Below are 20,417 nucleotides of genomic sequence, written 5' to 3' on the forward strand. Positions count from 1 at the left end.
ATTTTTTAAAACAATTTAGTTGGTGATTTAAGAGACTAACAGAGCTTAATTTAAGCCTTTAAAAGAATCCTATTTTATTTCCTTGCAACTCTTGCGCCAGACTATAAGCCTGATGGTCAGAGAACTTACTAATAATATCCAAGACTTGCATAATATTATTATAATGGTTGTTTTGCAGATTTACGCCTGAATGTTGCAAAATTGACATTAATCGCTGTTCTTTAAAGCTTAATGTCTTATGCGGCATGGTCAAAGGAATAAATGCATCCAGAATGGTTTGTAGACTTTGATGGGCAATAATTTCTAAACCTGATTTTTGAGGATGTTCAAAAATTCGGTCACGTGCCAGATTCTTCGCCGTTTGAATGCCTGCCTCAATATCTGGTGAGCAATATTGTAATAGGCTACCTTTGAGTTGACCTGTCAAAATTTCAAAATGATGTTTTGCAAACGCAGTGGTGACTTCATCGACCAAACGCTTCATGACGCGTCCGCGTAATGCTGCAATTTTTTGCTGCCAAGTGGTATGCGGTAAATGCAATTCCTCTGGATAGCCATAATCAGCAATCAAATTCAGGAAAATCGGTTCAACTTCAGCATAGTTCAACATATTGAGAATAATGCCATCTTCCAGATCAATTAGCGCATAGCAAATGTCATCAGCTGCTTCTAATAAATAGGTCAGTGGATGACGGCAATAATGATATTCACCCAGTTGAATTAAACCGAGCTGTTCAGCCAATTGTTTTAAAATTTCTTTTTCAGACTGATAACAGCCAAATTTTGCCCGTTGATGAGAAGGGGTATCACCTTGTTCTTCAATCGTTTTAGACAGCCACGGATATTTTAAATAAGCACCCAGCGTGGCACAGGTTAGGCGCATTCCGCCATCATCTGGATGATAATCAATCCGGCTAAGCAGGCGAAGTCCTTGAGCATTGCCTTCGAACTGACGTACATCAGCTTCTTCTTCTGGGGTCAGTTTGGTTAGAAAGTCGCGATGTGAGGCATCATCAAACCATTCACGAATGGCATATTCACCTGCATGACCAAAGGGTGGATTGCCAATATCATGGGCTAGACAGGCGGCCTGGATAATCGCACCAACATCGGCAGGGGAAATCCACATCGGTAATTCATCTTTGATTTTTTCTGCAGCTAGCATACCGAGTGAACGACCAATACAAGAGACTTCAAGTGAATGAGTCAGACGTGTATGAATCCCATCATGTTGAGTCAGAGGGTGAACCTGTGTTTTTCTATTCAGTTGACGAAAGCTTTGGGAAAATATAATTCTGTCGTAGTCTTTGTGGAATGGGCTTCGAGCCAACTCATTGCTGCTTTTTTTACTACCTAAACGAATTGCAGATAGCAATTCCAACCAACGCATTTGTTCCATTTATCATTATTCAAACTAAGTTCGCTTCATCATGCCAAAAAAAAGATTAAAGCACTAGCGTAGCGCGACATAGATTGTCTTGTTGATAGAAAACTAAATCAGAATAATCACTAAAATAATCGGTCAAATATTTAAAAAACTGAAATGTGATTTGTTCTGCAAAATAAAAGAATTGTTACGAATAAAGTAAAATAGATCAGGCGAGACAGAAATAGGGCATTCATCGTCGAAAACTCTGATTTTTAAGTTGGATATGGCTAGCTGAAAAGAGGCTTTCACAGTAGAATATGCGCTCTTTCATAAGTCACATTGCGGTGGGTCTGTTCGATCTGCCCGTGGAGCCAAAGTCAACATGTTTATCGTGGCCGGTGCATCAGCACATTCTTCTTTTAAGAAAGCTCAACTCTTAAACCGTTTAGCGTCAATGAGTTCTGTTCAATCTTTTGACAGCCAATGGGTCTATTTGTTTGATCAAGCGCTCAACGAGCAGCAACATCAATCGGCATTACAACTGTTAAACGATGGTCAATCTTTTGAACTTCGCCAGGCTGCAAGTGATGAGATCCAGATTTTAGTGACACCACGTGTCGGTACAATCTCGCCGTGGTCATCTAAAGCAACCGATATTTTCCAGAACTGCAATACGCCAATTCACCGTTTGGAACGTGGAATATTGTTTACACTGAAAGGTGTGAAAGACGTTTCAAATGAAGTGAAATTGGCTTTGCATGACCGTATGACAGAAACTGTTTTTGCTCAAATTGAAGATGCAAAAGCATTATTTACTGAAACAGCGCCAAAACCGCTGAACTCAATTGATATTCTGGGGCAAGGAAAACAAGCGTTAGTGAAAGCCAACAATGAGTTTGGCTTTGCTTTATCTGAGCAGGAAATTGATTACTTAACCGAAGCATTTACTAAGCTTGGTCGTAATCCAAATGACATCGAATTGATGATGTTTGCTCAAGCAAACTCTGAGCATTGTCGTCATAAAATCTTTGGTTCTGAATGGACAATTGATGGTGAAAAACAGCCATTATCCTTGTTCCAAATGATTAAGAATACCTATAAAGAATCACCAACGGATGTGTTATCCGCCTATAAAGATAACGCATCTGTGATCGTGGGTTATGACACCATGCGTTTTTATCCAAAAGCGGATGAAAATGGTCACTTTGTCTATAAGTATAAGAGTCAAGCTGCCCACATTTTAATGAAAGTGGAAACCCATAACCACCCAACCGCAATTTCTCCATTTGCGGGAGCTGCAACAGGTTCGGGAGGTGAAATCCGTGATGAAGGTGCAACAGGTCGTGGTGGTAAACCGAAAGCGGGTCTAACTGGCTTTACCGTTTCAAACTTAAATATTCCAGGTTTTGAACAGCCTTGGGAAGAAAACTACGGTAAACCTTCACGTATGGCATCGCCATTACAAATCATGATTGAAGGTCCACTCGGTGGTGCTGCGTTTAACAACGAATTTGGTCGCCCAGCTTTAAATGGTTATTTCCGTACTTTCGAACAGAATGTCAATGGTGAAGTGAAAGGTTTCCATAAGCCAATCATGATCGCAGGTGGTTACGGTAACATCCGTCCTGACCATGTTGAAAAAGATGCAATCCAACCAGGTGACTTACTCATTGTATTGGGTGGTCCAGCCATGTTAATTGGTCTTGGCGGTGGTGCAGCGTCTTCTGTCGATAGCGGAACCATGGGCGAGAGCTTGGACTTTGCTTCGGTACAACGTGAAAACCCAGAAATGGAACGCCGTTGCCAAGAAGTCATTGATACATGCTGGCGCTTAGAAGACTTTAACCCAATCGTGTCTGTACATGACGTGGGTGCGGGTGGTCTATCAAATGCGATGCCTGAACTTGTGAATGATCATGAGTTGGGTGCGGTGCTGAACCTGCGTAAAATTCCATCATTAGAGCCAGGCATGAGCCCGATGGAAATCTGGTCAAATGAAGCGCAAGAACGTTATGTGCTTGCTATTCGTCCAGAGTCTTTAGAACAGTTTGAAGAAATTTGTGCACGTGAGCGTTGTCCGTTTGCGGTACTCGGTGAAGCGACTGAAGCGCGTCACTTAACCGTTGAAGATCCGTTGTTTGAAAACAAGCCTGTTGATATTCCAATGCAGGTGATCTTAGGCGGTACACCGCGTATGCAACGTTCTTATGAGACGATTGAACGTACAGGTAATGATTTTGATGCTGCGAAAGTTGACTTGAAAGATGCAATTTTCCGTGTATTGAAGAATCCAACAGTTGCGTCTAAATCATTCTTGATCACGATTGGTGACCGCTCGATTACGGGTATGGTTGCACGTGACCAGATGGTGGGTCGCTGGCAGGTTCCTGTTGCAGATGCAGCAGTAACCACCACTAGCTTGCAAGGCTTTACTGGTGAAGCAATGGCAATGGGCGAACGTCCACCTGTGGCATTGTTAAATCCAGCAGCATCGGCTCGTTTAGCGGTTGCGGAAGCAATTACCAATATTGCCTGTGCTAACATCGAACAAATTAGTGATATCAAGCTTTCTGCAAACTGGATGGCTGCGGCTGGTCAAAAAGGTGAAGATCAAGCCTTGTTTGAAGGTGTGAAAGCGATTGGTATGGAAATGTGTCCTGCATTGGGTATCGCTATTCCTGTCGGTAAAGACTCACTTTCAATGCGTACCACTTGGAATGATGGCGAGGATAAAGCCGTTACTTCTCCAATGACAGGCGTAATCACTGCATTTGCACCTGTTTTAGATGTACGTAAAACATTAACACCTGAATTGAAGGACTTAGCAGATTCTTTAGGAAACGCTGAAGGCTCTGTACTGGTACGTATTGATTTGTCTAAAGGTCAATTCCGTTTAGGTGGTTCGATCCTTGCGCAAGTCTATAAAGCAATCGGTTCGGTTACTCCAGATGTTGATAGTTTTGATGACTTCAAAGCATTCTTTGCCTTGATTCAAGACTGGAACAATCGTGGTTTGATCAAGGCTTACCATGACATCGGTGATGGCGGTTTATTGGCGACTGTTGCTGAAATGATGTTTGCTTCGCGTTTAGGTGTTGCTCTAGAAAATCAATCAACTGAAAGTTTATTTGCTGAAGAAATTGGTGCAGTACTTCAAATTACGGCTGCTGATTGGGCACAGTTAGAAGTTGAAGTTGCGGCATCTAGCTTGAAAGATGCCATTGCAGTTGTTGGTCGTGTGAATACAACTGATCAATTGGTTGTAAATGGTTTAACACTTGAGCGAAGCGACTTGCAACAAGCTTGGGCTGAAGTATCTCACCAGATCCAACGTTTACGTGACAACGTTGAAACAGCTGATCAAGAATTTGCCTTAATTGCAGATAAAAACCACAAAGGTTTAATTGCTCAACCAACTTATGACCTAAATGAACCAGTTGAAGCGCCGTTTATCAATACACGTCGTCCAAATATGGCAATTTTGCGTGAGCAAGGTGTAAATGGTCATGTGGAAATGGCTGCTGCCTTTGACAAAGTTGGCTTCAACACCATCGACGTACACATGAGTGATTTACTTGCAGGTCGCGTGAGCTTAAGCGACTTTGAAGGTTTAGTTGCATGTGGCGGCTTCTCATACGGTGACGTGATGGGTGCTGGTGGCGGCTGGGCGAAATCAGTATTGTTCAACCCGAAATTACGTGATCAGTTCGAACAATTCTTCCATCGTGAAAATACATTCAGCTTAGGCGTATGTAACGGTTGTCAAATGATGTCACAACTTGCTCCGCTGATTCCTGGTGCAGAGCATTGGGGGCGTTTCCACCGTAACATGTCAGAAGTATTTGAAGCGCGTACAGTGAATGTTCGTGTAGAGAAATCTGTTTCTGTGTTGCTTGAAGATATGCACGGCTCAATTTTACCAATCGCAGTTGCGCATGGTGAAGGCCGTTTAGTTGCGACAGAACAACAACTTGCTGCTTTAAATGCAGAGAACCAAGTCGTCTTGCGTTATGTAGATAGCTTGGGTAATCCAACTCAACATTATCCATTAAACCCAAATGGATCGCCTGAAGCGATTACAGGTCAAACCTCTAAAGATGGTCGTGCGACAGTCATGATGCCGCACCCTGAGCGTAACTTCCGTGCTTTACAGCATTCTTGGAAGCCTGAAGATTGGGCTGAAGATGGTGCTTGGTTGCGTATGTTCCGCAATGCCCGTAAATTTATTGGTTGATAAATCAATTCAATAAATGAAAACACCACTTGAAATTTTCAGGTGGTGTTTTTTATTTAGATGTTTATAAGTATAAAAATGTTAAAAAAACAGTTAGATTTCATCTATGTATGGTTTTATCTGAGTAGAAGAATGGATATATAACGGATGTTTAGGTTCACCAGTTTTATTTAACTCCAAATAATGTAACTGACCTTTGAGCAAGTCTTTGACAAATGAGGATCTTTGTTTATAGATACCTACATTTCCCCAACACGCAATAATATATTTTGATTGTGATGATAATTGTTTTAAGTATTCATCATTTTTAGCGCCGATAGGATCATCTTGAGCCATCATATCTTGTGGGTTGGTTGCTCGATATGCAAATAAATTCGCCATATAGATACCACCACCACCCCAACTTTGAGCAAAGTTGATACAACGAGTAATTGTTGGATCATCTTGAAGATGATCTGCCGTTGATGGATTTAGTCCTATAAATGTGAATATGGGTTTATTTTTATCCCAAACTCTCCAAAGTGAATAACGATATTTATTGCATTCTGAAATATCTGCACCTTTTTCCATTATGTGTTTTCCTAAAATTAATAAGTCAATAAAATCATAAGTAAAGCTCAGAGACAACTGACCTTTCGCTAAAGTATTCTTAATGATGGAAACAATCTATTTATGCCCTGAATTACACCTAAAATCTATGAAGCTTGCTAATTTTTGATGTAACAGAGATAAGTGATTCTTACATGACAGGATAAAAATTGAATAGCATGATGCTTTCAGTTATTTTAAAAAAACTGGTTCAATTTTTGCTTTCTCAATAATGATCATAAAAATCGGAGAACAACATGATGAAAAACGAAAATTACATGAGGACGATCCATAGCAAAGGAAAAGGCTGGTTTTGGTTTGGTTTAACTGTTGTTCTCCAAATCTTATTCATAAGTTTGAGTTATGTCCTAATAAATATTTAACTTTGATTCTTAACCTTTTTTAAAGCTATGATTTGAGTACAGCTTAACTTACTCAGCCATTCAACTTATGCTAAAACTTATTTATTACGTACCTGAATCACATCTTGAATCAACTAAACTTGCTATTTTTGAAGCGGGTGCTGGTGGTATTGGCAATTATGAACACTGTGCTTGGCAAGTGAAAGGAATAGGGCAATTTAAGCCTATTAAAGGTGCAAATCCTTTTCTTGGGCAATTAGATGAACTCGAACAACTAAAAGAATGGCGGGTTGAAACCATTGTGCCTGAAGAAAAAGCCAGTGATGTGGCAAAGGCATTAAAGGCAAGCCATCCTTATGAAGAGCCTGCCTTTGAGTTTATCCAAATATTAGCTTTTGATTAATTTATACTTTTTGAATAAATAAATCACGATCAAAACGATATTGTGGGAAGAATACGCCGTCTTTGGCACGTTCGCCCGCACCAATTACCATAACAGGATGTTGCTGATCATTGAGTTTTAAGATTTTTCGCACTAAAGGCTCATCAAAACCTTCCATCATACAACTATCAAAACCATAGGCACGTAACGCCAATACTAGGTTTTCACAAGCAAGCGCTGTGGTTTTAGTTGCCCATAATTTGGCATCGGCAGGGTTAAATGCAGTCACAGGAAGTTGTTTATCAAGTGTACGGGCTACTTTAAATGCAACTTTTTTGAAGTTACCTAATGCATTGAAATAACCTGTTTTATAGTTGTAGGGAATAAAGCGGTAATACTTTTGAACTGCTGGTGGTGCTTCGGGAAATGGAAATTCGGTGATATTTAGTTTTGCCATCTCATCAACACGATCTGTACGAGCGACACAGACGATCAATTCAGATGCTGTTTTCGCAGCAAGTTGCCCTAAACACGCTTTAACCAGTTGTTTTTTCTTGGCTGGGTTTTGTACGACATAAAACGTCCAAGGTTGTAAGTTTGATGAGTTGGGTGCAAGAAGTGCCAAATCTAAACATTCATCTAAAATTTCACTTGGAATCGGTTTATCCGTGAACTTACGTACTGAACGACGGCTTTCAACGACTTTGCGGAAATTGGCAACATCAATATCTTGTGGAGCAGGTTCGTAGTAGCGTTTCTTTTCGGCGGTTGCATTTGAAGTGGTCATGAGTTCGATATTTTCCAAAATGTTTATTCTTCTATTGGGATGCATTTGAAAAAAACCAACTGATGAATCGAAAAAGTTACTTTTTTATAAAGTTTATAGTTATTCGATTTTTAGAATCAAAGCTCATCTAAATAGAAAAGCAAGTTACTCGATGGGAATAACTTGCTTGTAAAATCAGAATGTAAGGACGATTTAGGCAGGGGCGGTTTCTAGTTTCTGCTCAGGACGTTTGAGTAATGCATAACTAATGCCTGTAATACAGCTACCTGCTGTAATTGCAGCGAGATATAGCCACGCATGATTAATCGCATTTGGAATCAGTAAAACAAATACGCCACCATGTGGTGTAACCAGTTCGCAGTGGAATAAGGCAACCAATGCACCTGTAACAGCACCACCTAAAATACAAGCAGGAATCACACGCATCGGATCTTTAGCTGCAAAGGGAATTGCACCTTCCGAAATAAAACATAGACCTAATACAAAAGCAGCTTTGCCAGCATCTCGTTCACTTTGATTGAATTTATTTTTTGCTAACAAGGTTGCAATCGCCATACCAATGGCTGGAACCATACCGCCAGCCATGGTCGCCGCCATTGGCATATAGGTATTTGTCGTGAGTAGTCCTACGGTAAAGGCATAAGCTGCTTTATTAATTGGACCGCCCAAATCAATACACATCATTGATGCGAGTACAATTCCCATTAAAACAGCATTGGTTGTGCCCATATTGTTGAGGAAATCTTTCATCATCTCAAAGATATGTGCGACTGGCTGTCCAACCACATAGTACATAATTAGACCTACTGATAATGTGCCTAAAAGCGGAACAATCAGAATAGGTTTCAATGACTCCAAACTGGTCGGCAATTTAATTTTCTTGGCGAGAAAAAGGGCAATGTAACCTGCGAGGAAACCTGAAACGATACCACCAAGAAAACCAGCGTCAAGTTGTGTGGCAATTAATCCACCAATCAAGCCAGGCGCTAAACCGGGACGGTCAGCAATTGAATAGGCAATATAACCCGAAAGCATTGGCACCATTAAGGTAAATGCTGCTGCACCGATTTGCTTTAATATATAAGCTAAGCTTCCTGTTTCTTCTGCTGCATTCAGCCCGAAACAAAGTGATAGCGCAATTAAAAGCCCACCTGCCACGACCATAGGCAGCATGAAAGACACACCTGTTAGTAGGTGCTTATAAACGCCAGTTTTTTCTTGGCTTTTATTTTCTGCCGTTTGTTTACTTTGTTTGGATGATTCAAGAACGGTTGCTTCACTGATTGCTTCGGCAAATGCTTTATCTGTTTGCTTGAGGGCAAAGCCTGTACTGCAGCGATAAACACGTTTACCTACAAAACGATCGGTATTTACTTCAATATCAGTGGCTAGAATAACAATGTCAGCTGCAGCAATGGCTTCATCTGTGAGGATGTTTTTTGCACCTACAGAGCCTTGTGTTTCAATATCAATCTGATAGCCAAGTTTATTTGCACCTTGTTGCAATGCTTCGGCAGCCATAAACGTATGAGCAACACCCGTTGGGCAAGCGGTAATCGCAACAAAACGTTGCGCTTGCTGTGTGTTGTTCAATTGAGTTTTAGCTTTGAGTTGATCAATCGGTTGTGCATGCGTTAAAGCGTATTCAAAGGCCTGCTGAATATCTTGGTTCGCTTGTTCCAGTGAAATGGTTACAACAGAATAGGCTTTAAATGGGTCAAGTTGAGTCGGTGTTTGACCAATAAAAACAACTTTACTAAATGCAATGTCAGGAATTTGATCTTTTATTGAAATAGTATGACTTTCAAAACCTTGTTGTTTCGCAAGTTGCGCTAATTTTTTTGTCAGAATCAATGCATCAACAGGATTTTGAGGATGATTGATGACCAATAAGATAGAGTTAAGGGTTTGCATCAGATTCACTCAAGGTTTTGATCGTGGTGTGTTGTTTTAAATCAGCTAAAAGTTCAGGGGGTGGAACACGAAAGCCCACCTGAGTTACGGCATGACTGGCAATTGCCGTTGCTGTTGCTAGGATATCGTCTGTCGGTAACTGACATGCTAATCCATGAATCATGCCTGCCAAAAGAGAATCTCCAGCACCTACTGTACTTTTCACATGTACTTGAGGGGGGTGTGCAGCATAAGCTCTGTTTTGATGAAGCCAATGTACGCCATGTTCACCCATTGAAATGACAATATGTTCAATTTGAGAATTGAGTGATTTAAATAATTGTTGTTGATCTTCAAGGTTTTCAGCTAGCACGCCAAAACTTTCTTGTAATTCATCGGTATTGGGTTTGATCATCCACGGATTCATAGCGATCGCTGCAGTTAAAGCCTTGCCACTCGTGTCTACAGCAACAGGTTTGTTTTGTAGGTGTAGAATTTGAATGAGCTGTTTTAAATCATCCACGCCAAAGCCCAACGGTAGGCTACCCGCAATCACCACATAATCTACAGAGTCACTACATTGTTGAATACGTTTGAACAATGCTTGTTTATCTTCAGTAGACACCTGAAAGCCTTGACCATTAATATCGGTCATTCGTCCAGACTGTTCAGCAATTTTGATGTTTTGGCGGGTTTCACCTTCGATATAAATAAATTGGTCATCAAACTGCATAGTTTGAAAATGCTGTTTAAAGAGCGTTTGATTTTTTGTACCTAAAAAACCAGATACAATTAACTCATGCCCTAAATCATGTAGCACTTGAGCAACATTGAGCCCTTTACCTGCGGCGTGGTATTGAATGTTCTGCTGACGATTGACTTCTCCAATACGTAACTGTTCAAGTTCGATGGTGGCATCAATGGCAGGGTTGAGAGTAATGGTTAAAATTTTAGCCATGTGTTTGCTCCACGAATAATCGAACGGCAAATGCACTTTCACATTTGAGTGCTTGTTGGGCAAGCTGTTGGCAATCAGCAAAATTAAGCTGACGAATTTGTGCTTTCACTAGCGGAATACTGGACGCTGACATACTGAGTTCGTCCACACCCAAACCCAGTAAAACAGGCACAGCTTTGGGATCTGCAGCAAGCTCACCACAGACGCCGACCCATTTTTGTTGTGCGTGAGCTGCACGTACAGTTTGATCAATTAACATTAAAATACTTGGGTGGAGCCCATCAGCTTCGCCAGACAAAACTGGATGTCCGCGATCGATCGCTAAGGTGTATTGGGTCAAGTCATTGGTACCAATACTGAAAAAGTCGACTTCTTTTGCAAGCAAGGGCGCGATTAATGCAGCTGATGGAACCTCAATCATAATACCGACTTCGAGATTTGGGCAGGGATGCTTGAGCAAAACCTCATCCAAAATTGCTTTAGCCGCGCGCCATTCTTCAATACGTCCGACCATCGGGAACATGATTCTTAAAGGACGATCATCTGCAGCACGAACCAAAGCAGTGAGTTGCTGACGTAATAGTTGTGGTTTACGTAAGGTTAAACGGATACCACGCACGCCCAAAAACGGGTTTTCCTCAGCATCGATTGGTAAGTACGGTAATGGTTTATCACCACCAACATCTAAGGTACGTACCACCAATGGTCGACCAGCCAACGTATCTAATACATGACGGTATTCTTTTTCTTGTACATCTTCATCTGGTGCTTGGCGATGCGCCATAAAGACTAATTCAGTGCGCAATAAACCAATTGCTTCTGCCCCATAGTTTACTGCTTTTTCAGTATCTAAAATTTTGCCGAGATTGGCCGCGACTTCGACTTGGTGCTGATCTAAGGTAATCGCTGGCTCGTGACAATGTTGCTCAGCTTCATGACGACGTTGATGTTGTAACTCACGTTCTTGGATGGCATCGTCAATCTGTGCTTGAGATGGATTGATTTCGAATGCACCCGTATCACCATTAATTAATACCGTTGTATGAGGTGTGATGTTAAGCACCGCGTCACTTGCCCCCACAATAGCCGGAATTCCCAAAGCACGGGCAACAATCGCACTATGTGCACTTGCACCACCCACAGCAGTCAGAATACCTGCGACACGGTCTTTATTCAGGCGTGCAACATCGCTTGGGCCTACATCATGCATGATTAGAATATAGGGTTGCTCAGGTTCTTGAGCTGCAACCTCATTACATAAAACAGCTAAGACCTTGTCACCAATATCACGCAGATCAGCGGCACGTTCTGCGAGCAGACGATCGGGTAGAGCAGCTTGGGCTTGAGCTGCTTTTTCAATATATTGATGCCATGCTGCAGGTGCACTTAGATTTTGATTCAGAGACTGGTGAACTTGCTGAATGAGATCAGGGTCATCCAGCATTTCCAAATGTGCCATAAAGATTTGTTTGATTTCATTGGCTTCAGTTTTGGCTATGAGCTGATGAAGTGTGTTTTTTACACTATGTAGTGCAATTTCTAGTTTTTCCTTTTCTGCTTTTACATTATTTCCAAAACGTTCATATTGGAAATGTTTCGGTTTGATCACATGAGCTGGGCCAAAAGCGAGTCCTGTGGATGCAGGAATACCTGTTGTTGGTGTTGTAATCTCTTCTTCAAACTCAAGCGTATTGGTCTGTTGAGTGCCAATTTTATTTTCAATTGCTTCGACCTCTTCACCTAAACCTTGTTGAACAGCTTGGATAATTTTCGAAAGACCTTCTACAGCATCTGTATCCGGTTCAGCAATGAAAGTAAGTGTTTGCCCATATTTGCAACCCATTGCGAGTAGTTTGGTTAAGCTTTTTGCAGAGATGAATTGTCCATTATCCACAGCAACTCGAATTTCGCCTTGATAAGTTTTGGTAATATTAACCAGTTGAGTTGCAGGGCGGGCATGTAGTCCATGCGCATTTGCCAACACAATACGTTGTGATGGCCAATCTGGGATCGTTTCCGCGCCAACCAGTTTGGCAATATCTTGACGATTATGCTGATCACTGAGTTGTTGCTGGATTTGTGGTTGGAATAATAAATCGAGTAAACGTTGTAATTGTTGGTAATCTAATTGTTCGTGCTGGGCAATACAAATCAAGGTTTGAATTTGTCCGTTTTTAAAATCGATGGTTTGATCAGCTTTGACGATACTCACTGCAGATTGTGAAACATAGTTTTTTGCAGAAATAGACCAAAGCGTATCTTGAATTTGGATGAGATTTTTAGGATCAAGTTGACTGATGAAACCAGCCTCAACTAATTTTTGTTGTTTGAGGAGTTTATTTGCTGACCATAAAAAATCGTCAATATCAGTAACTTGAATTTGAGTTTCGATTAGGTTTTCATGTAGAACTAATGTTTCGGGTTGAGCTTGTAAAATCTCAATAATTTGCGCTGCATTTTTAGCGTGTTGGACTTGATCAGAAACATCTTGAGAAAGTGCACGAGTCAGAATTTGCAAAACTTGTAAATGTTCATCAGACTTTGCCGCAATCACAACAGCTAAATAAACAGTATTTTCGCCGTCCCAAACCACACCTTTTGGGAAATGTGCTAAACGAATGCCCGTTTCTAAAATAAATTCACGGGATTGCGGAGTGCCGTGAGGGATTGCAATCCCTTGACCCAAATAGGTTGCACTTTGAGCTTCACGTGCATGTAATCCAGATAAGTAATCTGCTTTGACTAATTGATCTTGAACCAAAATATTGGCTAAACATTCGAGAGCTTCTGCCTTATCCTTAGCAGATTGATTCATATGTACATGTTGTGGCTCAAGTACAAACATAAAACATCCTTTAATGATGAAAATAATAATCTCTGTTAAGTCTATACTTCGATATAACAGCAGAGATATTTTTTTAAATTAACCGTATATGTCGCAGGCAATTGCAAACGATCAACAGCACACGTCAAAGATAAAAAAAAGAAGCTAATTTCCATTTCATGTCTCTGACAATCATGGTTTAGCTTCTTAATTTAAACTTTAACAGATGCTCAAAAAGATATCGAGGTGAAAATCTTACAAATTCCTCTGAGGATACATTTTATAAACATCTATGCCGTTTATATTTGCTTAATTAAACTGTGAGAAGTCCGGCTTACGCTTTTGCATAAAGGCTTGAACTGCTTCCATCATCTCAGGAGAGCGTACGCGTTGCATAAAGATTTCAGCCTCTTCATCAACACATGCAATGATTTCAGCTAAGTCTTTTTTCATCAAAGCCTTACTTTGCTTAATTGATGCCAATGGTAATGCAGCTAACTGTTGAGCCGTTTGTTGAGCCGTTGCATATACATCTTCAACAACGTCATTCACTAGATTTGCTTTCACTGCTGTTGCAGCATCAAATTTCTTGGCCGTAAACAGCAACTCAGCAGCTTTTTGATAGCCAGCCTGTTTTACGAGTAAACGACTTGCTGCACCTTCTGGAGAGAGACCAAGGCTGACAAATGGAATTTGGAATAGGGCAGTGTTGTCAGCATATACAAGATCAGCATGGAGTAAGATCGTTACACCAATACCAATCGCAACACCTTTCACCGCAATAATCAGTGGTTTAGAAAAACGAGCCGCAGCTTTTAATAGAACAAATGGTGGTTGATCACCGGCTTTGCCCTCATGTGGCTTTTGAATAAAGCCCATGAAGTCTTTCATGTCATTACCCGCAGTAAAGTCTTGCTCTGCTCCGCGGAAAATAACCACACGAACTTCTTTACTTGCATCTGCCTCATCTAAAGCTTTTGCGATCCAAAGATAAAGTTCGCCGTAAAGTGCATTCTTGGCTTCTGAACGGTTAATGGCTAAGGTGAGTACGCCATCTTCTAAATTTGCTTGCAAATGTTGATGAGGTTGTTGAATACAGCTAAGTGTCATCGTACTATCCTTGCTTTAATCCAGATTGATTTTTAAAGTGGTCTCATTATGTCGCATATTTATTTTTATAGTGCAACTGATGAGTTCACAAAAAGTGAAATTAAGCCTATGTACACATTTGACTATCTCGTTTTTATTGGACGTTTCCAGCCTTTTCATTTGGCACATATGCTGACCATTGAAATTGCACTGAGACAGAGTCAGCATGTGATCCTTGCTTTAGGCTCAGCACAACCAGAACGAAATACCAAGAATCCATTTTTGGCTACGGAACGCGAGCAGATGATTCTTTCTAATTTTTCTGAGGAAGATCAAAAACGTATTCATTTTGTGCATGTTATTGATGTTTATAATGATGAAAAATGGGTAAAACAAGTCAAACAACTGGTAAATCAGGTTGTTCCTGCGCATTCCAATGTTGGCTTAATTGGTCACTTTAAAGATGAATCATCTTATTATTTAAAATTATTTCCAGAGTGGACAATGGTTGAACTTGAGAGTTTGAAAGCCTCAATGTCAGCAACACCGATGCGTGAAGCTTATTATCGCGGCGAAATCAAAACTCAAGCTTTTCCAAAAGGCAGTATTCAATTTTTAGAGAACTTTCAAAAAACGCCTATTTATGCAGCGTTACAACAAAAGTTTTTGGCAGGTGACACGAGTAATTTAGACCTCACTGAATAAAGTGAGTTGATGAACCTTTAAAGAACGTCTGTTTTTAAATGTGTTATTAAAAAATCAATGAAGGTACGAATATGTGCTGATGCATATTTTTGTGAGGGGTAAACTAAAGAAAATGGACGGCTTGCTCCAGCAAATGGATGCAACAGTTCTACGAATTGTCCATTTTGAATGTCTTGCGCAACGGTAAACCGATAGGTTTGTAATAATCCTGCACCATGTTTCGCAAGCGTAACTGTCCCTAAGATGTCATCTAGACAATGTAATGATCCCTTGGTCGTATATTCATGGATCTGATTGTTGACTTTAAACAGCCAAGGAACACTTTTCCCCGTGCTGGGTAAGATGAATTGCAAGCATTCGTGTTGATCTAATGCTGCGATATCTGTTGGTATCGTATGCGAATGAAGATAGCTTGCTGCAGCAACCACAACTAATTCAGCATGTTCTAAGGTACGAACGATTAGATTGGAGTCTTTGAAGTATCTGCCACGAATTGCTAAGTCAAAACCCTCCGCAATAAAGTCGACATTTTTATTGGTTAATTGAAGATCAATCTGAATGTTTGGGTATGTTTGTTTAAAAATTGGAATTAGCGGTAATACTCGATAATGTCCATAAGGAGTAGGGAGGCTGATGCGAATTCGACCATTGAGTTGCTGACTTTGATTTCTTAATAATTGTTCTGCTTCAATAATTTGTGTTAAGCCTTGTTGACATTGTTGAAAGTAAATTTCACCTGCATGGGTCAAGCGAACTTGACGTGTACTTCGAACAAATAATTGCGTATTGAGACGTTGCTCTAGACGCGCAATAGAGCGGCTGACAGCAGCTGGTGTCAAGCCAGCAATTTTGGCTGCTTGAGTAAAACTTTTATGCTCAGCGACAGCACAGAATAATTCAACACTACTCAACATCACATTTTTTAGTTGTTGTGTCATTTATTACACCATGTAAAAAATGATTTGATCTAAAGGCTATTTAATCACATTGATGTAAATAATACGATGAACAATAACCCTAACCAGTTTATTTCAACCAATAATTTCTAAATGAGGAAATAGCGATGCCTTATATTTTGATTCAGGTCACTAAAGAAGGTGTGACAACAGCACAGAAACAACAATTGATTCGTGGTGCAACCGATTTGCTGGTTAATGTACTGGATAAAGATCCAGCCACGACCTTTGTCGTGATTGATGAGGTTGAAACTGATAATTGGGGAGTAGCAGGTGAATCTGTATCTGTGATACGCCAAAAGTACTTACAAAGTTTGGATCAATAAAATGAAGAAACATGCAATATTTGATATTCAGCAGCAAATAGAAAAATATTTTGATGCTTTATATTTCTGTGATCTGGCGCTTTTAAAACAAGTTTTTCATGCCGATGCGATTTATATGAATGTAACTGAACAGCCCATATTACGATTGGATATGGCTGAGTATTTTTCGATTGTTGAAAGCAGAACTTCTCCTGCTTCAAAAAAACAGATTAGACAAGATAAGGTGATTTCTATTGATTTAATCCATGATCAGTTAGCAACTGTACATGTTGAATGCGTGATTGAGCCTAAGTATTTTTATGATGCACTCACATTTACCTTAGATCATGATCAGTGGAAAATTATCAGCAAAGTTTTTAGTTATCAATTGCTTGATTAGATCAGCAGTCTAGGCATCTTCCCAAAAAATCAGCCGATTAGAGAATGGATCTGTAATGCTTAACTCAAGTGTTTCCCAATCTGTTTTTTCAACTTGTGGTTTTGCATACTTATAATTTTTTTGAATTAGCTCTGTGTGCAGGGCATCTAGATTTTCCCAGTAAATGCGGATTGCACTATGCGGACTGGCATCACCAAAATGTTCAGATAGGTGAATAATGCAGTCACCTTTTGAGATCTGTAGATATAAAGGAAAATTATCTGCAAATTTGTGCTGCCAATCGATATGGAAACCGAGATATTCCATATAAAAAGTGTGAGCTACATCAATATCAAAAATACGTAAAATAGGAGTAATCGATCCAGAGTACATAGTTTAACCTTCTAGCGGATGCCAAATTGCTGAGTCCAGTAGTGACGTTGTTGAGGTGATTGATCAGGAGTACAAGCGATCGCGTAATCTGTAAATTTTGGGTGCATCATATTGCTGCAATGTGCTGGGCTTTTAAGCCATGATGCTAGAACCTCTTCAAGATTTTTCTGTCCACGGGCGACATTTTCGGCACCACCGCGACTGTTAAATTGGGATTGCTTTAAGCGAGTTCTTAAATCTTGCCCCGTCGAACTGACATGACCTAGAAAGTTGTGTGTTGACATGTCTTTGGAGTGCGTTAAGGCTGTTTTATATAAATGTTGATTCCAAGCTAATGGCTTTGCAGCAGCATAATGTTGTTGTCCGCATTGGCGAGATTGACTGCGTAGCTGGTTGATCGCATTCATGATTGCCTGTTGATAGGCTGGATTTGATAGATCCTGACAAGTGATATTTATACTTGCTTTGGGTGTTTGTGTTACAGGTGTTTGGCTAATTTGATTGTTTGGCAGATGAGGAGTGCCAGAGTTGCTACAAGCTGAGATTACAATCCCAAATGGTATCAATATAGATGGCTTAGAAATATTCATGTGATTGCTTAGACTTTAATTATTATGATTTTTTAATAATACTTTATGGCATTGAGATTGAATATGCTTCTTTATGTAAAAAGCGGGATTTAACCCCACTGCTGTCCCATAGTTTTGTTTAAATAAAAAACCTGAGTCCAAAATAGTTAAAATATAAGTGCGAACAAACACTTTAACTACAAGGACTCAGGTTTTGTCACATCAGAATACCGTATTTCATCAATTACTTAAACCTATTTCACGATGTGATTTTGAACGTCTTGCCAAGCAGCATCATTGTGGACAAAAATTAAGATCAGCCACACGCTGGGATCAGTTTATTGCCATATTGATGTCCCAGCTGTCCTGTCGGCAAAGCTTAAGAGATATTCAATCCAATCTCGAATCACAGCAGGAAAAGCTCTATCACCTCGGTGCTAAGACTATTGCACGAAGCACCTTGGCAAGAATCAATCAAGAACAACCTGCCAGCCTATATCAGCAATTATTTACTCAGTTACTTCGGCATTGTGAAAACACAAAGATTGCACATAAATTTCGATTTAAGAATCCGCTGTATTCACTTGATGCAAGCCACATTGATCTTTCACTGTCCTTATGCGAATGGGCAAAAGTACATGAATCCAAAGCGAGCATTAAACTGACAGTTGGATTAAATCACAGCAATACGATTCCTGAATTTGTTGCACTCGGAGATGGTATTGAAAATGATATGGTGCAAGGCAGATTACTCAAATTTCCACCTGGAAGTATCGTAGTTTTTGACAAGGGGTATGTTGATTATCAGTGGTTTGCAGAGATGACTGACCGAAAAGTCAGCTTTGTGACACGGCTAAGACCGAAGACGGTTTATGAAGTAAAGTCAAAACGTGAAGTATACGCTTGCAAAGGAATTCTTGCGGATGAATATATTGAGTTGAGCAGTGATTATGCTAAAAAGCGTGGTGCACCGAAGCGATTAAGACGAATAGAATTTTATGATGTTGAAAAGAAAAGGACATTTGAATTTCTAAGTAACAACTTTCATCTAGCTGCATCGACTATTGCAGCAATTTACAAAGATCGTTGGAAAGTAGAATTATTTTTCAAAGCGATTAAACAGAATTTAAAATTGAAATCATTTCTAGGTCGAAGCCGAAATGCCATACAAACTCAAATATGGATTGCATTAATTGCCTATTTATTAGTGAGTTTTGCAAAACATATGGCTCATGAGGGATGGACTGTCCAGAGATTATTAAGAATTATTCAGGTCAATTTATTTGAAAGAAAACTTCTAAAGGCATTATTTTTACCCGATAAGAAGTGGCGAAAACAAGAAGAACCTCAATTGAGGTTCTTCTTGGAATAATTGTGGGACAGCAGTGGATTTAACCCCCGCTTTATGAAGGCTTGAGATTACATTTCAGCCTGAAGTGCTTTTAGATCTGCTAACACTTGTTCTGCATGGCCAGCCGCTTTGACTTTTCGATAGCTTTTAACCAATTTTTGATTATGGAAAATGAATGTTGAGCGTTCGATCCCCATCACTTGCTTACCGTACATATTTTTTTCTTTGATCACATCAAAATGCTTACACAGTATCTCTTCTTTATCGCTAATTAAATCAATCGTTAATGCTTGTTTCTCAGTAAAATTTTGATGCGCTTTTACCGAGTCACGTGATACACCAATAATTTGACAATTCAAGGCGTCAAATTGATCTTTTAGGCACGAAAAACCGACTGCCTGAGTCGTGCAACCTGGCGTTGAATCTTTAGGGTAGAAATACAAAATTAGCCATTCATTGGTGAGTTCAGTGAGGTTTAACTCACCATGGGTGGTCGGGAATGTTTGATTCGGTAGTTGGATAGTCTCAGACATGTTTCATCCTTCAATTTGGTCTAATTCAAGTGGTAAAAAAGCATATTCTTCATGATAAACAATATCGCCGCGGCGTACAGGAATAGCTTTGTTAAAAATTGGTCCATCAATCACAGTTGTATGGAACTCACCACCTTCACCACAAGGATCGATACCTCTATTTTCTAATTCTTGGATATATTCTAGTGTTAAGACGTTCCCTAAATCTTCGATTTTCATGCCAAGTTTGAGGTTTATAGTCACAATAATACTTTGAAATCCCAAATTAATAAATTCTTCAACCACTTCACGATGTGGGCGCAACCACAAAGGCATACCTAGTTTTAGCCCAACTTGTTGAGTCACTCGATCATGCCAGCACCCATGCTCAGGCATATCCAAATCACCTGTAACCAATACTTCCGCATTTTGCTGTTTAGCTTGTTCAAGTAGTTCAATAAATTTAGTTTCATAATCAGCCCAACTCGAAGATGCCATAAACACGGGTAGACCAATTGCATTAGCTTGAGCGTGGATGATATCGAGTGGCATCGCATGTGAACGTGAGCGTTGCCCCTGTTCTTCAAGCATAATAATCAGGCTTAGTACCTGACCTGTTTGCATGGCATGGTACAAGGCGAGGGAACTGTCTTTACCACCACTAAATGACATGACACAACGGCGCTGTTGTGCATTATTTTTCCACTGTTCAGAGGACATAGAGATTCACAAATCACAAAGTTTAAAAAAAGCCTGCAAAA

Annotated in this window: 19 protein-coding genes; 7 read left to right on the plus strand and 12 right to left on the minus strand. The window is 40.0% G+C overall.

What is annotated here, in order from left to right:
• Positions 1-58: 58 nt before the first annotated feature.
• Positions 59-1,399 carry a deoxyguanosinetriphosphate triphosphohydrolase gene (locus AAC851_RS13980; RefSeq protein WP_075315150.1) on the minus strand — a complete coding sequence of 447 codons (1,341 nt, stop codon included), beginning with the start codon at positions 1,397-1,399 and terminating at the stop codon, positions 59-61.
• 352 nt (positions 1,400-1,751) lie between these two features.
• Between AAC851_RS13980 and purL the strand changes: the two genes are divergently transcribed.
• Positions 1,752-5,603 carry a phosphoribosylformylglycinamidine synthase gene (gene purL / locus AAC851_RS13985; protein ID WP_340600982.1) on the plus strand — a complete coding sequence of 1,284 codons (3,852 nt, stop codon included), beginning with the start codon at positions 1,752-1,754 and terminating at the stop codon, positions 5,601-5,603.
• A 93-nt stretch (positions 5,604-5,696) separates the two neighbouring features.
• On the opposite strand, the gene AAC851_RS13990 is transcribed toward purL, so the two are convergent.
• On the minus strand, positions 5,697-6,173 hold the full coding sequence (locus AAC851_RS13990) for a DUF1643 domain-containing protein (RefSeq protein ID WP_118901691.1): 477 nt from the start codon (positions 6,171-6,173) through the stop codon (positions 5,697-5,699).
• Positions 6,174-6,448: 275 nt separating this feature from the next.
• Between AAC851_RS13990 and AAC851_RS13995 the strand changes: the two genes are divergently transcribed.
• Together AAC851_RS13995 and AAC851_RS14000 are read left to right on the plus strand one after the other, a co-directional pair.
• A complete protein-coding gene (locus AAC851_RS13995) occupies positions 6,449-6,574 on the plus strand; it encodes a KGW motif small protein (protein WP_252716470.1) in 126 nt (41 codons plus the stop codon).
• A gap of 67 nt (positions 6,575-6,641) precedes the next feature.
• On the plus strand, positions 6,642-6,956 hold the full coding sequence (locus AAC851_RS14000; protein WP_118901688.1) for an NGG1p interacting factor NIF3: 315 nt from the start codon (positions 6,642-6,644) through the stop codon (positions 6,954-6,956).
• Position 6,957: 1 nt separating this feature from the next.
• Here AAC851_RS14000 and AAC851_RS14005 read toward each other — a convergent pair whose 3' ends face one another.
• The 5 genes from AAC851_RS14005 to AAC851_RS14025 all read right to left on the minus strand — a co-directional run bounded on the left by AAC851_RS14005 (position 6,958) and on the right by AAC851_RS14025 (position 14,507).
• Complete coding sequence (locus tag AAC851_RS14005) at positions 6,958-7,722, minus strand: nitroreductase family protein (RefSeq protein ID WP_134251810.1); 765 nt, start codon at positions 7,720-7,722, stop codon at positions 6,958-6,960.
• 192 nt (positions 7,723-7,914) lie between these two features.
• Entirely contained in the window at positions 7,915-9,636 is a 1,722-nt protein-coding gene (locus AAC851_RS14010; RefSeq protein WP_134251812.1) for a fructose-specific PTS transporter subunit EIIC, read from the minus strand.
• Entirely contained in the window at positions 9,623-10,573 is a 951-nt protein-coding gene (gene pfkB, locus AAC851_RS14015; RefSeq protein WP_125501050.1) for a 1-phosphofructokinase, read from the minus strand. Before pfkB ends, AAC851_RS14010 begins: the two co-directional genes overlap by 14 nt.
• On the minus strand, positions 10,566-13,418 hold the full coding sequence (gene ptsP / locus AAC851_RS14020; protein ID WP_340600983.1) for a phosphoenolpyruvate--protein phosphotransferase: 2,853 nt from the start codon (positions 13,416-13,418) through the stop codon (positions 10,566-10,568). Before ptsP ends, pfkB begins: the two co-directional genes overlap by 8 nt.
• Positions 13,419-13,706: 288 nt before the next feature.
• Positions 13,707-14,507, minus strand: coding sequence for an enoyl-CoA hydratase-related protein (locus AAC851_RS14025; protein ID WP_005084536.1), 801 nt, complete (start codon positions 14,505-14,507; stop codon positions 13,707-13,709).
• Between the two features lie 108 nt (positions 14,508-14,615).
• On the opposite strand from AAC851_RS14025, the gene AAC851_RS14030 reads away from it, so the two are divergent.
• Positions 14,616-15,191 carry a nicotinate-nicotinamide nucleotide adenylyltransferase gene (locus AAC851_RS14030; RefSeq protein ID WP_161404488.1) on the plus strand — a complete coding sequence of 192 codons (576 nt, stop codon included), beginning with the start codon at positions 14,616-14,618 and terminating at the stop codon, positions 15,189-15,191.
• A 17-nt stretch (positions 15,192-15,208) separates the two neighbouring features.
• Here the strand turns inward: AAC851_RS14030 and AAC851_RS14035 are convergent, their stop codons facing one another.
• Entirely contained in the window at positions 15,209-16,129 is a 921-nt protein-coding gene (locus AAC851_RS14035; protein ID WP_075315162.1) for a LysR family transcriptional regulator, read from the minus strand.
• A gap of 125 nt (positions 16,130-16,254) precedes the next feature.
• Here AAC851_RS14035 and AAC851_RS14040 point away from each other — a divergent pair, with 125 nt between their 5' ends.
• Together AAC851_RS14040 and AAC851_RS14045 are read left to right on the plus strand one after the other, a co-directional pair.
• Complete coding sequence (locus AAC851_RS14040) at positions 16,255-16,473, plus strand: 2-hydroxymuconate tautomerase family protein (RefSeq protein WP_017394932.1); 219 nt, start codon at positions 16,255-16,257, stop codon at positions 16,471-16,473.
• A 1-nt stretch (position 16,474) separates the two neighbouring features.
• Positions 16,475-16,852, plus strand: a complete 378-nt coding sequence (locus tag AAC851_RS14045; RefSeq protein WP_075315164.1) for a nuclear transport factor 2 family protein — start codon at positions 16,475-16,477, stop codon at positions 16,850-16,852.
• 9 nt (positions 16,853-16,861) lie between these two features.
• Here AAC851_RS14045 and AAC851_RS14050 read toward each other — a convergent pair whose 3' ends face one another.
• A complete protein-coding gene (locus AAC851_RS14050; protein ID WP_004640067.1) occupies positions 16,862-17,224 on the minus strand; it encodes a glyoxalase superfamily protein in 363 nt (120 codons plus the stop codon).
• Positions 17,225-17,235: 11 nt separating this feature from the next.
• Positions 17,236-17,814: a CAP domain-containing protein gene (locus AAC851_RS14055; RefSeq protein WP_075315166.1), complete on the minus strand. Its 579-nt coding sequence runs from the start codon at positions 17,812-17,814 to the stop codon at positions 17,236-17,238.
• A 193-nt stretch (positions 17,815-18,007) separates the two neighbouring features.
• On the opposite strand from AAC851_RS14055, the gene AAC851_RS14060 reads away from it, so the two are divergent.
• On the plus strand, positions 18,008-19,165 hold the full coding sequence (locus AAC851_RS14060; protein ID WP_008942576.1) for an IS4 family transposase: 1,158 nt from the start codon (positions 18,008-18,010) through the stop codon (positions 19,163-19,165).
• Positions 19,166-19,212: 47 nt separating this feature from the next.
• Here AAC851_RS14060 and AAC851_RS14065 read toward each other — a convergent pair whose 3' ends face one another.
• Both AAC851_RS14065 and AAC851_RS14070 read right to left on the minus strand, forming a co-directional pair.
• Positions 19,213-19,677 (minus strand): peroxiredoxin, encoded by a 465-nt coding sequence (locus tag AAC851_RS14065; protein WP_004640063.1) that lies wholly within the window; start codon positions 19,675-19,677, stop codon positions 19,213-19,215.
• Positions 19,678-19,680: 3 nt separating this feature from the next.
• A complete protein-coding gene (locus AAC851_RS14070; RefSeq protein WP_008941782.1) occupies positions 19,681-20,376 on the minus strand; it encodes a diphthine--ammonia ligase in 696 nt (231 codons plus the stop codon).
• Positions 20,377-20,417 lie beyond the last annotated feature (41 nt).

Source organism: Acinetobacter sp. HZNU-JH01, from assembly GCF_037996845.1.
GTDB lineage: Bacteria > Pseudomonadota > Gammaproteobacteria > Pseudomonadales > Moraxellaceae > Acinetobacter > Acinetobacter haemolyticus.